Consider the following 13,294-nt stretch of genomic DNA (forward strand, 5'->3'; position numbering starts at 1 on the left):
GAACTCGAAGGGACAGTCGCTTGACTCGCATCGCCATCAACGGGTTCGGCCGGATCGGGCGCAACGTGCTGCGCGCCTTGCTGGAACGCGACAGCGTCCTCGAGGTGGTGGCCGTCAACGACCTGACCGAACCCGCCGCCCTGGCGCGGCTGCTGAAGTTCGACACCACCTCCGGCCGTCTCGGACGGCCGGTGGAGGTCGACGGCGACACCCTCGTCGTCGGCGACCGCCGGATCCAGGTCCTCGCCGAACGGGACCCGGCACAGCTGCCGTGGAAGGAGCTGGCCGTCGACATCGCGCTGGAGTCGACCGGCCGCTTCACCGCGGCGAAGGCCGCCACCGCCCACGTCGACGCCGGTGCCCGCAAGGTCCTGGTCAGCGCGCCCTCGGAAGGCGCGGACATCACCCTCGCCTACGGCGTGAACAGCGACCTGTACGACCCGGAGTCGCACGTGATCGTGTCGAACGCCTCGTGCACCACCAACGCCCTGGCACCGCTCGCCGCCGTCCTGGACGACCTCGCCGGCATCGAACACGGCTTCATGACCACCGTGCACGCCTACACCCAGGAGCAGAACCTCCAGGACGGCCCGCACCGCGACGCCCGCCGTGCCCGCGCCGCGGCCGTCAACATCGCACCGACCACCACGGGCGCGGCCAAGGCGATCGGACTGGTCCTGCCGAACCTGGACGGCAAGCTGTCCGGCGACGCGATCCGCGTTCCCGTCCCGGTGGGCTCGATCGTGGAGCTGAACACCACGGTCACCCGCGACGTCACCCGGGACGACGTGCTCGCCGCCTACCGAGCCGCGGCCGAGGGCGACCTCGCCGGAGTCCTCGAATACTCCGAGGACGACCTCGTGTCGTCCGACATCACCGGCAACCCGGCCTCCTCGATCTTCGACTCGAAACTGACCCGCGTCGACGGCCGCCACGTCAAGGTGGTCGCCTGGTACGACAACGAATGGGGCTTCTCCCACCGCGTGGTCGACACGCTGGAGCTGCTCGCACGTCGATGAGGTGGGACGGACGTCGTGGAGCGGCTGACCGCGCCAGGGGACGGCCGCGTGGAACAGGTGTGAGCGGGTTGTCCCACGCGGCCCTTTGGTAGAAATGCGGCCATGATCGATGTGGTCGCGACGCTGCGTGCGGCGGGGTGCGTGTTCGCGGAGGACGAGGCGCGCCTGCTGCTCGACGCCGCCGCCACGCCCGCCGAGCTGGACGAGCTGGTGCGCCGCCGGGTGGCGGGCGAGCCACTGGAGGTGATCGTCGGCTGGGCCGAGTTCCGGGGCCACCGGGTGCTGGTCGACGCCGGGGTGTTCGTACCGCGGCAGCGGTCGGTGTTCCTGGTCGAGAACGCCGTGGCGCTGGCCGGGCCAGGAGCGGTGGTGCTCGACCTGTGCTGCGGCGCCGGGGCGCTGGGGCTGGCGGTCGCCGCCGAGGTCGAGGGCGCGCAGCTGCACGCGGCCGACATCGAGCCCGCGGCCGTCGCCTGCGCCCGCCGCAACCTCGCCGGGCGGGGCCGGGTCTACGAGGGTGATCTGTTCGACCCGGTGCCGGAGACTTTGCGCGGCACGGTGGACGTCCTCGTGGTGAACGCGCCGTACGTGCCGACCGACGAGATCGCGCTGATGCCTCCCGAGGCCCGCGACCACGAGCCGCTGGTCGCCCTGGACGGCGGTTCCGACGGCGTGGACGTGCACCGGCGGGTCGCCGCCGCCGCACCGGGGTGGCTGGCGCCCGGTGGTCACCTGCTGATCGAGACCAGCGAGCACCAGGCACCGCTCACCGCCGCGGCGATGACCGAGCACGGGCTGGTGGCGCGTGTGACGACGTCGGACGATTACTACTGCACGGTGGTGATCGGGACAAAGCCCGTGTGAGAGCGGCGGAGGTGTGATCATCGTGTGGTGAGCGAGACCTACCTCGGCACCGCCGAGGCCGCTTGGCGGTGGGTGCTGGACCAGGTCCGGTACGACGAGGGCACCGCGGCCGTCCCGCCGTCGCCGGGCGCCGAGGCCGACCCGGACCGCGACGGCATGTACGACGGCGTCGGCGGACTGGCGCTGACCCTGGCGGAGGTCAGGGCCGTGCGGGCGTGGACGGCGGAGGAGCAGCGGCTGGCCGACGCGATTCGCGCCCAGGTCACCGCGGGCATCGCGACGAGCGCGGACTGCAGCCTGTTCCACGGCCTGGTCAGCACGATCGGCACGCTGACCGCACTGGGCGAGCCGGCCCCGGACGCCGCCGTGGCGCGGCTGCTGGCGCTCGTCACGCCGGACGGCTGGCCGCAGACCGCCATCGGGCCGCCGCGCTACCTCGACGGCGCACGGGTCAGCGACGTCGTGCTCGGCACCGCCGGGGTGCTGCTCGGCGCGGTGTGGGCGCGGCGGCACGGCGCGGAGGCGGACGAGCTGGCCGAGGTCGCGGCCGGAATCCTGCTGGCCGAACGCGAGGAGGTGCCGTCCGGGCTGAACTGGCGCATGGTGCCGCCGCGGTTCTCCCCGGTCGAACGGCAGATGCCGAACTTCTCCCACGGGCTGGCGGGCGTGGCGACGGCGCTGGCACTGGCCGGGGCCGAGCTCGGCCGGCCGGAGTGGGTCGCTGCCGCCCTCGACGGTGCCCGGCACCTCGTGGCGCTCGCCGACCTCACCGGCGGCGGGTTCCGGGTGCCGCTGCGGATCCCGCGGCTCGGCGACGACTTCGAGGAGTACAGCTACGGCTGGTGCCACGGACCGGCCGGGACGGCGTTGCTGTGGAACGCCCTGGAGCACGCCGGGGTGTTCGAGGTGGCCGGTCGGACGACCGCGGAGCTGCGGCGGCGGTGCACGCGCACCGTGCGCACCTGCGGGTTGCCCGAACGGCTGCGGCCCGGCTTCTGGGACAACGACGGGCGGTGCTGCGGCACGGCGGGCGTGGGGGCGCTGCTGCTCGACGCGGGGGAGCGGGACTTCGCGCCGCACCTCGCCGACGTGCTGGTCGACCGCGCGGTGCCGGACGGGGGCGGCGTCTGCTGGCGGTTCACCGAGCACCGCGCGCAGGAGCCGCTGCTGCCGCCCGGCGTCGGCTGGATGCAGGGCGCGGCCGGGATCGCCGGGTTCCTGTTCCAGGCGGGCCGGGGCGGCACCGCCGTGCCCGGCATGACCAACTGGTGGGCCCTCACCGGCCCTCACCGGCCCTGACCAGCCCTGACAGTCGCTGACAGCTCGTTACCAGCGCGCTGACAGCGCGCGGGCGCACAGTTGCTCCCGACACAGGGAGGAACGCGAGATGTCACTGGCGATCAGGGCAGAGGGCCTGGTCAAGCACTACGGGGAGACCAAAGCCCTCGACGGGGTGGACCTGGAGGTGCCGGAGGGGAAGGTCGTGGGCGTGCTCGGGCCGAACGGCGCGGGCAAGACCACGGCGGTGCGGGTGCTGGCCACGTTGCTGCGCCCGGACGCGGGACACGCCACGGTCGGCGGGCACGACGTGCTGAAGGACCCGGTGGCGGTGCGCAGGCTGATCGGGCTGACCGGGCAGTACGCGTCGGTGGACGAGGACCTCTCCGGCACGGAGAACCTGGTCCTGCTGGCGAGGCTGATGGACTACTCCCGAGCGGGGGCACGGGCGCGGGCGGCCGAGCTGCTGGAGCAGTTCGAGCTCACCGGCGCGGCGGGACGGGCCGCCAAGACGTACTCGGGTGGCATGCGCCGGCGGCTCGACCTGGCGGCGAGCCTGGTCGGCGACCCGGCGGTGCTGTACCTCGACGAGCCGACCACCGGCCTGGACCCGCACGCGCGCAACGAGGTGTGGGCGGTCGTGCGGCGGCTCGTCGCGAACGGCACGACGGTGCTGCTGACGACGCAGTACCTGGAGGAGGCCGACCAGCTGGCGGACACGATCACGGTGTTCGACCACGGCCGGGTGGTCGCGGAGGGACGTCCGGACGAGCTGAAGCGCCGAGTCGGCAGCCAGACGCTGCAGGTGCGGCCGACGTCGGTGCACGACCTCGACGTGGTGCAGCGAATCCTCGGCGACCTGACCGGCACGCGGCCGTCGCGCGACGACGACACCGGGCTGCTCACCGCGCCGGTCGACGACCCGGTGCTGCTGTCGACGCTGGTCCGCAAGCTCGACGAGGCCGGCATCACCGCGGACGAGCTGGCGCTGCGGCTGCCGTCGCTCGACGAGGTGTTCCTGGCGCTGACCGGCAAGAAGACCGGCGCCGCCGGCACCGCCGCGCCGGAAGGGAGCCTCGTGTGAGCACGATCGCGTTCGACAAGGGCGTGCGCCACGGGTTCTCCCTGGCGTGGCGGGGGATTCTCAAGATCCGCAAGAACCCGGAGCAGCTGATGGACGTGACGCTCGCGCCCATCATCTTCCTGCTGATGTTCACCTACCTGTTCGGCGGGGCGCTGGCCGGCAGCACCGACGCGTACCTGCAGGTGCTCGTGCCGGGCATCATGGTGATGAACCTGTTGCAGGGCAGCATGACCGCGGGCGTGCAGCTCAACACCGACGCGTCCAAGGGCGTGTTCGACCGGTTCCGCGCCATGCCGATCGCGCGGTCCGCGCCGCTGATCGGCGCGGTGCTGGCCGACGTCGTGCGGTACGTCGTGTGCGTCGTGGTGCTGCTGGTGGTCGCCACGATCATGGGCTACCGGGTGCAGACCGGCCCGGTGGAGCTGCTGGTCGCGGTGGCGCTGGGCATCCTGTTCGCCCTGTGCTTCTGCTGGGCGTCGGTGTTCGTCGGCATGCTGCTCAAGACGCCGCAGGCCGTGCAGGGCATGATGTTCGTGCTGATCATGCCGTTGACGTTCGGCAGCAACGTGTTCGTCGGCACCGCCACGATGCCGGGCTGGCTCAAGGCGTGGGCCGACATCAGCCCGGTGACGCTGATGGCCGACGCGCTGCGCGGACTGCTCAACGGCGGGCCGATCGCGGGGCCGCTGACCGGGTCGCTGATCTGGATGGTCGGCGTGGTGGCGGTGTTCTTCCCCGCGGCGATGTGGGCCTACCGCAGGCGGGTCTGAGCGGAGGAGGGGCGGGCCGCTCAGCCGGGCAGGCCCGCCTCCTTGCGGATCTCCCGCAGCGCGTCGTCCTTCGGCACCTGCGCCGCGTCCGGTTCCCCGAGCTCGGCGATCAGGCCCCGCACGCCGGGGTCGCCGAGGTCGAGGCCGCCGCGGAGGAGCTTCACGAGCGCGAGCAGCCGCAGCGCCACGTCGCCTGCGCCCTGGCCGTGCCGCACCTGGGCGAGGATCTCGGTGACCGCGGCGAGGTCGGGCATGTCGCTGCGCGCCGACGTCGTCTCCACCGCCACCGCGACGCCCTGCTCGGCGTCGGCGAAGCGGTGCTCAGCCAGCGCGATGCGGGCCTCCAGCATCGCCGACCACTCCTCGCCGAACGCGCCGAGCGCCGCCGCGGTGCCGCGCACGCGGAAGCTCTCGGCCAGCTCGCGGGCCTCGGTGACGGCACCGCACCGCAACCGGATCTCCGCCTTGGCGTAGAGGATCATCGCGGACATCTGCTCGTTGCCAGTCTCCTGCACGAACCGCTCGGCCTCGGCGAGCTGCCGCTGGGCCGCGCCGAGGTCGCCCAGGCGCGCGTACTCGACGGCGAGCCGCCAGTGCTGCTGCACGGCGTCCTCCGTGGACCGCAGCTCCTGCGCCAGTGCGAGACCCCGTTCGTACAACGCGATCGCGCCGAGGTTGTCGCCGGTCTGGGAGACGAACGCGGCCTTCATCCCGAGCGACATCGCCGTGCCCCACCGGTCGCCGGTGGCGCTGAACAGCTCGTAGGCCCGCTCGCGGGCGGCCGCCGCGCCGTGCAGGTCGCCGTCGTCGACCAGCAGGAAGCTGCGCGCCCACTCCGCGCCCGCCCGTGCCCACGGGTCGGAGCTGCCCGCCGCCCGCTGGACCTCCCGGTGCGCGAGGTCCTTGTTCTTGCTGACGAACGCGAGCATCGGCAGGGCGATCGCCAGCGCGGGGAACCTCTCGATGGACTCGGCGCGCACGCAGTCCTCGATGACCGCCGCCGTCTCCGCCGCGTCCGGCACCCCCGGCATCACCTGCATCATCAGCCGCATCGCGGTCAGCGCCGCCCGGACGTCGGCGGGCAGCCGGTCGCCGAACGCGAGCACGTCGTCCACCGCCGTGTCCGCCCGCTTGCTGTCGCCCTTCACCATCCAGTACCAGAAGACCGCGGTGAGCAGGCCCGCGGCCGCGTCGGCGTCCTGGTCCTCGACCGCCCCGCGCAACGCGGCCACGATGTTGTCGTGCTCGGCCTCGTAGCCGGCGATGACCTCCAGCTGCCGGGCGGTGCGGGTGAGCGGCTCCCAGTCCTCGGTCAGCCTCCGGTAGTGGTCGCGGAACCGGGCGACCACCTCGGCGGTCTCGCCGGACGCGGCGAGCTGCTCGGCCGCGTACACCCGGATCGTCTCCAGCATCCGGTAGCGCGGCTCGTCGTGGTCGAGCACGTCCACGATGGACTTCTCGACCAGCGACGTGAGCACGTACAGGTCGTGCCGGCAGATCTGCTCGATCGCGGCGAGGTCGGCGCCTGCGGGGAACACCGACAGCCGCCGCGCCAGCTCCCGTTCCTGCTCGGTCAGCAGGTCCCAGCTCCACTCGACGACTGCGCGCAGCGTCCGCTGGCGGGGGAGCGCGGTGCGGCTGCCGGAGGTGAGCAGCCGGAACCGGTCGTCGAGCCGCTGGGTGATCTGGTGCACGGTCATCGACCGCAGCCGTGCGGCGGCCAGCTCCAGCGCGAGCGGCATGCCGTCGAGGCGGCGGCAGATCTGCGCGACGGCGTCCGCGGTGGACTCGTCGAGCCGGAAGCCCGGCTTCACCGCAGTCGCCCGGTCCAGGAAGAGCCGCACCGAGCCGTACCCGGAGAGGTCGGCGCGGCCGTCCGGCACGGCGAGCGGTCCCACCGGGCACAGCGACTCGCCCTCGATGGCCAGCGGTTCGCGGCTGGTGGCGAGCACCCGCGCGGACGGCACGAGCCGCAGCAGCCGGCCGGTGAACTCGGCGGCCGCCTCGACCAGGTGCTCGCAGTTGTCGAGCACCAGCAGCGACTCACCCGCCGCGAGCGCCTCGGCGATGCGGTCCATGCCGTCGCTGCCCCTGCGCAACGGGTCGCCGGTGGTGAAGTTCGGGTCGAACGCGCTGAGCACCGCGCCGACCAGGTCGTCGGCCGCCCGCACGCCGGCCAGCGGCAGGAACCAGACCCGGCCCCTGGCGTGCAGCCGGTGCCGCACCGCCGCCTCGGTCGCGAGCCGCGTCTTGCCCGCACCGCCGGGCCCGACCAGCGTGACGAGCCGCGCCCGGTCGAGCTGGTCGCCGACGCGGCGCAGCTCCTCGTCCCGTCCCACGAAGCTGGTGAGCCGCACCGGCAACCGGTCGGCGACCGGCTTGGGCGCGAGCTTCGCCCCGCAACGCGGCGAGGTGCACGTCCCGCAGCTCCCGCGACGGGTCGACACCGAGCTCGTCGGCGAGCGTGCGGCGCACGTCCTCGTAGACCTGCAACGCCTCGGACTGCCGCTGGTCGGCGCACAGCGCCCTGATCAGCAGCCCGGCGAGCCGCTCGCGCAACGGGTACCGCTCGTGCAGCGCGGCGAGCTTCGCGACGTCCAGCTCACCGCGGTCGAACCGGTCCTCCTCCGCGCTCAGCCGCGCCTCGTCCAGCTCGGCCGCCGCGATCCGCGCGAACGGCGCCTCCCGCACGTCCGCCAGCGCCTCGCCCCGCCACAGCCCGAGCGCCTCGTCGAGCCGCCCGGCCGCGCGCAGCCGTTCGAACCGGACGACGTCCACGTCCTCCGCCGCGACCGCGAGCCGGTACCCACCGGGCTCCAGCGCCACGTCCGGGCAGACCTTCCGCAGCCGCGAGACCAGCGACTGCAGCGCGTTCGTGGCGTCCGCGGGCGGCTGCTCACCCCACAGGTCGTCGATGAGCGTGGCCGGCGAAACCGGCCGGCCGGGGTCGAGCGCCAGCCGGGCGAGGAGCATCCTGACCCTGGCACCACCGATGTCGACCGGTGTGCCGTCGTCCTCCTCGACCCTGAGCGGTCCCAGCAACGCCACGCGCACACGTCAAGCTTCCCAGATCCGCTCCGCGCGCCGGGGCGGGCCGATCTTGCCGGTGCTACCCAGCTCGCGGACGGCCGCGTCGAGCGCTTCGGCGATCACGCGCTCGAACCCGTCGTCGGTGCTGCCGCGCGGGACCCGTTCAGTGAGCATGATCGCGTAGAGGTACGCCCGGTAGGCCGCGAGGCGCACGTGCTCGCTGTCGGTCAGCGCCCGCCCGTACCCCTTCAGGAAGCTCTCGCCGACGGTCCCGAACAGCGCCGGCGACACGAGGTCGGCCACCGGGTCACCCCAGAACGCGCGTTCGCCGTCCACGATCCCGGTCAGCCCGCGGTCGACGAGCACGTTGCCGTCCCAGAGGTCGAAGTGCACCAGCACCGGTGTCCGCACCTCGTCGAACAGCCGCCGGTCGACCGGGATGCGGGGCAACGCGACGCCGTAGCGCTCCGCGTCGGCCTGCACGGCCTCGACCATGGCGGTGAACGCCTGCGACCACGTCTCGTGCAGCCCGAGCTGCGGGTAGCCGAACCCCGGTCCCTCGATCGTGTGCAACGCCCGCGCGGCCGCACCGAGCTGTTCCTGAACGGCATCGCGGTCCACACCGGACCGTCCGAACAGGGGAGTCCCTTCGAGCTTCGTCGTCACCAGCACGTCGCCGTCGACGTGGGAGCGCGAGAAGTCGGTGCGCACGACCTGCGGCACCGGCGCGACCCGCGCCCCGAGCGCGCAGAACAGCGCCTCGGTGCGCACCAGGTCCCGCTCGTAGGTCAACCCCGGCTGCTCACCCGGACTGATCTTGACCACGAGCTCGCCCTCGGCCGCCGTGACGAGGAAGACCCGGTTGTAGGTGCCGCCGCCGAGCGCCTCGACGCGGTGGACGGTGGTTTGTGTGATCTGCTCTATTACTTCAGTGTTGACCAAAACCAATGCCTCATCTGTCGGTCACCTTCGTGCAGGTCACCGCCTGTCCGGGAGCAGCAGTGGCGCTCGCCCACACCCGTTCGCCGTCGAGCAGGATGCGGCACGTCAACGCCTCGTTCCCGGACGGCGTGGCGGTCACCTCCGCCTTCTGCCCCGAGTTGATCACAACGTCCGTCGTCCACGGAACCACCCCGGTGGCGTCGACGGTCCGCGGTGCGTCCCGTTTGCGGGTGTCGGGGTTCTCGGTGTAGCGGAGGGCGACGGGCGCGGACCCCGGCCCGGTCACCTCGTAGGTGACGGACCAGGCCTTGCCGGTGATCTCCGACCAGCCGAAGTAGCGGATCGCGACCACGAACCCCGCGCCGACGAGGACGAGGGCCGCGACCACTGCGAGCGTCTTCACGGCTTCCCACGGTATGGGGTGCGGCGTTCGGCGGCATCGTTCGGTGGGCTGAACGGCCGTCATCCCGCGGTGTCAGGCGGGGGATGACGGCCGTCGGAGCGTCCTAGGCCGGAACGGTCCAGCGCTGGTTGGCCCCTCCCGTGCAGGTCCAGATCTGCAGCTTCGCGCCGTTGGCCGTGTTGTTGCCGGTGACGTCGAGGCACTTGTTGCTGCCGGCGTTCACGAGGGTGCCGCCGGAGGCGGTCCACCGCTGGTTGGGTCCGCCGAAGCAGTCCCACAGCTGGACGGGGGCGCCGTCGGCGGTGGAGTTGCCGGTGACGTCGAGGCACTTGCCGAGGCCGCGGACGGTGCCGTCGGTGGCGAGGGTCCAGGTCTGGTTGGGGCCGGGGGAGCAGGTCCACAGCTGGGGCTGGTTGCCGTTGGCGGTGGAGCCGTCGGTGACGTCGAGGCACTTGCCGCCCAGGCCGGTGATGGTGCCGGTGCGGGTGCCGGGTTGGCCGGGGTCGAGGGTGCCGGGCCAGGTGAAGGTGGCCATGGCGCCGGCGGGGAGGCGGTAGCCGAAGGTCTGGCCGCCGTAGGAGACCTGGAAGTTCTGGTCGGCGCCGGTGTTGAGGGCGACCAGGGCGATGGAGCCGTCGGGGTTGCGGAAGGCGACGTTCTGGATGCCGCCGTCGCCGTAGCCGGTGGAGTCGATGCGGACGGCGCCGGGTTTGACGAACTTGGCGAGGTGGCCGAGGACGTAGTACTCGGCGTTGTAGGTGGTGGTGGAGCCGTTGGTGGTCACGACGCCGGTGCAGTTGGTGCAGCTGCCGATGACGGGGCCGTTGTTCTGGTCGAGTGCCATGTTCCAGAGGGCGACGGTGCGGGCGTGGTTGCGGGTGGCGCCGATGGCGAGGTTGGTGCCTTGCCAGCGCAGGGTGTCGCGGAAGGTGGCGGCGTCGGTGGCGGAGCGGGTGCCGGAGCACTCGGTGAAGAAGATGTCCTTGCCGGGTTGGTTGTTCTTGACGACGGACTGGCCGCCGGGGTTGCCGCCGTAGCAGTGCCAGGCGGAGCCGATGACGTTGGTGCCGGCGCCGTTGTTGACGGTTTGGGGGTAGGTGGTGTCGTCCCAGTTGTGGTCGTAGCCGAGCAGGCGGGTCTGTTGGCCGGCTGCGCGCAGTTTGGGGGCGAGGGTGTTGATGACGGTGACCTGTTGCTGGGCGGACATGCGCATGCCGGGGTAGCCGGGGGGTTCGAAGTTGGGTTCGTTCTGGACGCTGAGGTAGTCGATCGGTACGCCTGCTGCCCGGTAGGCCTGGGTGAACTTGACGAGGTAGTCGGCGTAGGTGCTGATCTGGCTGTCGTTGAGGGAGCCCTGGATGAGGCTGTTGTTGTTCTTCATCCACGCGGGGGCGCTCCACGGTGTGGCCATGGTGCTGATCTGCGGGTTGAGTGCTTTGGCCTGGCGCAGGAGCGGGAGGACGTAGGCGTTGTCGCGTGCGGTGGAGAACCGGGACAGCGTCGGGTCGGGTGCGCCGTCGTCGTAGGTGTAGAAGCTGCGGGAGAAGTCGGAGGCGCCGATCGGCTGGCGCAGGAAGCTCAGGCCGATGCCGGTGTTCGGGTGGAACAGGTTGGTCATGATCTCGTCGCGGCGTGGTGAGTTCCAGATGTTCCACGCGGCCGAGTCGGTGAAGGAGGCTCCGAACCCGATCATGGACTGGTGGGTGGAGTTGGGGTTGACGGTGATGACCGGTCCGCTGCCGCCGTTGCCGAATGCGACTCCTGCTTGCTGGCGCAGGAGGTTGGAGCGGTCGGCGGTGGTCAGCCAGACGTTGGCGGTGGTGGCTGCTGTTGCCGGGGTGGCGAGGTGGGTGCCTGCCGTGACGGCCAGGACGGCGGAGATCAGTGCGGCGCTGTGCCAGCGGTGTTTTTCTCGGGACATGAGCGCTCCTTGCAGGGGTTCGGGCGCTGGTGGGTGTTATCGGTAGAGCCGGATGTCGGCGATGCTCCACCAGTTGTTCGCGGTGCCGGTGGAGGTGATCCGCAGGAATCGGGCGTTCCCGCGGACGTCGATGTTCGTCAGCTGGCCGGTGCTCTGTCCTTTTGTGACGGTGTGCCAGGTGGTGCCGTCGCGGCTCACGTCCAGTTGCCAGGTGCGGGCGTGGTCGCCGAGGTTGGCGCCGCTGTCGACGGCGACGCGGCGGAAGTCGCGGTTGCGGCCGAGGTCGATTTGGAGGAACTGGCCGGGTGTCTGGGTGGTTTCGGTGGTCCAGCGGGTGGAGGCGTCGTCGTCGACGGCGAGTGCGGCGTTTTTGCCGGTCGGGGAGGTGGCGGTGGCGCCGGTGAGGGGGACGGGGTCGTGGTTGCCGCGGAGTCGGTGGTGTGCGGGCCAGGTGAACGTGGCCAGTGCGCCGCCGGGCAGGGTGTACTCGAAGGTGCGGTCGCCGGTGTTGACGGCGAAGGTGCGGGGGTCGTCGTTCTGGTTGTGCACGACCAGTGCGGTGGAGCCGTCGGGGTTGCGGAAGGCGGTGTCCATGATCTGGCCGTTCCAGCCGGTGGTGCCGAAGGAGGTGCTGGCGATGCGGCGGGCGCCGGGGCGGACGAACTTCGCGAGGTGGCCGATCGTGTAGTACTCGGCGTCGGTGGTCACGGTGCCGTCGGGGTGTGCGGTGACCAGGGCGGTGCAGGTGGTGCAGCCGCCGTTGTGGGGGCCGCCGGTGCTGTCGAGGGCGATGTTCCAGGTGACGGCGCTGCGGGCCCAGTTGCGGGTGGTGCCGAGGACGACGTTGCGGGCGTGCCAGCGCAGCGTGTCGCTGAAGACCTTGGCGGGTGGGTCGGTGGCGTTCTTGGAGCCGGAGCACTCGGTGAACCAGATGCCCTTGTGCGGGAAGGCGTTGTGCAGTGCGGTCTGGGCGCTGGGGTCGCCGTAGTAGCAGTGGTAGGCGGTGCCGGCGACCCACCTGGCGGCTTTGGCGCGCAGGACCTGGTGGGGGTAGTCGGCTTCGGCGGTGCCGTCGTTGGGGTGGGTGGCCCAGTTGTGGTCGAAGGCGAGGATCTTCGTGCGGGGGCTGGCGGCTCGCAGTTGTGGTCCGAGGGCTTCGATGACCTTGAGCTGGTCGGCGACGGGCATGTCGGTGCCGGGGTAGGCGTCCGGTGTGCGGTTCTGCGGTTCGTTCTGCACGGAGAGGAAGTCGATCGGCACGCCGGCGCGGGTGTAGGCCTGGACGAACTTGACCAGGTAGCGGGCGTAGGCGTCGTGGATGCGCGGGTCGTCCTTGAGGCGGCCGCCGATGAGCGAGTCGCCGGTCTTCATCCACGCGGGCGGGCTCCAGGGCGTGGCCATGACCTTGAGCTGTGGGTTGAGGCGTTTCGCCTCGCGCAGCAAGGGGAGGATCTTCGCTTCGTCGTGGCGGATGGTGAAGTGCCGGAGGGGGAAGTCGGTCTGCCCGGGCGGTACGTCGTCGTAGGTGTGGTGCTCGGGGGCGGCGGTGAAGTCGGAGGAGCCGATGGGCTGGCGCAGGAAGCTGATGCCGATGCCGGTGTGGGGGTCGAAGAGCTTGCGCATGGTGTCCGCGCGCAGGGCGGGGGTGAGGCCGTGGAGGACTTCGGCGCTGGAGTCGGTGATGGACGCGCCGAAGCCGTCGACCGCTTGGTGGTCGCGGCCGGGGTCGACCACGATCGTCGGGTGGTCCGACGGCGTGGTGCCGAATGCGACGCGGGGGCGTTCGTGCAGGAGTTCGGCGCGGTCCGGGGTGGTGACCCAGACGCGTGCTTCCGGCGTGCTGGAGGCTTCCGCCGTGGGTGCGGCGGTGAGGCCGAGGACCAGGGCCATGATCGCGGTAGTTCTCATCGCCGTCCTTGTAACAGAGGTTCATCACTGTGAAACAAAGTCTTTCCAGGATGAAACACCTCGGCGTGGTGACGG

At 71.8% G+C, this 13,294-nt stretch carries 10 protein-coding genes and 1 pseudogene; 5 read left to right on the forward strand and 6 right to left on the reverse strand.

Going from position 1 to position 13,294, the window contains the following annotated elements; all coding sequences use genetic code 11:
* Nucleotides 1-20 precede the first annotated feature (20 nt).
* The 5 genes from gap (at nucleotide 21) to ACVDFE_RS23655 (ending at nucleotide 5,015) form a co-directional block, all read left to right on the forward strand.
* On the forward strand, nucleotides 21-1,019 hold the full coding sequence (gap, locus tag ACVDFE_RS23635; protein WP_360389169.1) for a type I glyceraldehyde-3-phosphate dehydrogenase: 999 nt from the start codon (nucleotides 21-23) through the stop codon (nucleotides 1,017-1,019).
* A gap of 102 nt (nucleotides 1,020-1,121) precedes the next feature.
* Complete coding sequence (locus ACVDFE_RS23640) at nucleotides 1,122-1,883, forward strand: putative protein N(5)-glutamine methyltransferase (protein WP_458431875.1); 762 nt, start codon at nucleotides 1,122-1,124, stop codon at nucleotides 1,881-1,883.
* Between the two features lie 27 nt (nucleotides 1,884-1,910).
* Nucleotides 1,911-3,182 carry a lanthionine synthetase LanC family protein gene (locus tag ACVDFE_RS23645; RefSeq protein WP_458431876.1) on the forward strand — a complete coding sequence of 424 codons (1,272 nt, stop codon included), beginning with the start codon at nucleotides 1,911-1,913 and terminating at the stop codon, nucleotides 3,180-3,182.
* 88 nt (nucleotides 3,183-3,270) lie between these two features.
* Complete coding sequence (locus tag ACVDFE_RS23650; RefSeq protein WP_458431877.1) at nucleotides 3,271-4,245, forward strand: ATP-binding cassette domain-containing protein; 975 nt, start codon at nucleotides 3,271-3,273, stop codon at nucleotides 4,243-4,245.
* Nucleotides 4,242-5,015, forward strand: coding sequence for an ABC transporter permease (locus ACVDFE_RS23655; RefSeq protein WP_360389157.1), 774 nt, complete (start codon nucleotides 4,242-4,244; stop codon nucleotides 5,013-5,015). Before ACVDFE_RS23650 ends, ACVDFE_RS23655 begins: the two co-directional genes overlap by 4 nt.
* Before the next feature lie 20 nt (nucleotides 5,016-5,035).
* On the opposite strand, the gene ACVDFE_RS23660 is transcribed toward ACVDFE_RS23655, so the two are convergent.
* The 6 genes and pseudogenes from ACVDFE_RS23660 to ACVDFE_RS23685 form a co-directional block, all read right to left on the reverse strand.
* The gene (locus tag ACVDFE_RS23660) at nucleotides 5,036-7,354 is read right to left on the reverse strand and encodes an ATP-binding protein (RefSeq protein WP_458431878.1); all 2,319 of its coding nucleotides are present in this window, start codon (nucleotides 7,352-7,354) and stop codon (nucleotides 5,036-5,038) included.
* Between the two features lie 130 nt (nucleotides 7,355-7,484).
* Nucleotides 7,485-7,988: pseudogene (locus ACVDFE_RS23665) on the reverse strand (AfsR/SARP family transcriptional regulator); the annotation flags it as partial.
* A gap of 84 nt (nucleotides 7,989-8,072) precedes the next feature.
* The gene (locus ACVDFE_RS23670) at nucleotides 8,073-8,987 is read right to left on the reverse strand and encodes a phosphotransferase family protein (RefSeq protein WP_458431879.1); all 915 of its coding nucleotides are present in this window, start codon (nucleotides 8,985-8,987) and stop codon (nucleotides 8,073-8,075) included.
* Between the two features lie 10 nt (nucleotides 8,988-8,997).
* The gene (locus tag ACVDFE_RS23675) at nucleotides 8,998-9,390 is read right to left on the reverse strand and encodes an MmpS family transport accessory protein (RefSeq protein ID WP_360389149.1); all 393 of its coding nucleotides are present in this window, start codon (nucleotides 9,388-9,390) and stop codon (nucleotides 8,998-9,000) included.
* A 103-nt stretch (nucleotides 9,391-9,493) separates the two neighbouring features.
* A complete protein-coding gene (locus ACVDFE_RS23680) occupies nucleotides 9,494-11,311 on the reverse strand; it encodes a lectin (RefSeq protein ID WP_458431880.1) in 1,818 nt (605 codons plus the stop codon).
* Between the two features lie 36 nt (nucleotides 11,312-11,347).
* On the reverse strand, nucleotides 11,348-13,219 hold the full coding sequence (locus ACVDFE_RS23685) for a discoidin domain-containing protein (protein ID WP_458431881.1): 1,872 nt from the start codon (nucleotides 13,217-13,219) through the stop codon (nucleotides 11,348-11,350).
* Nucleotides 13,220-13,294: the final 75 nt, after the last annotated feature.

It is taken from the genome of Lentzea chajnantorensis, assembly GCF_054300775.1.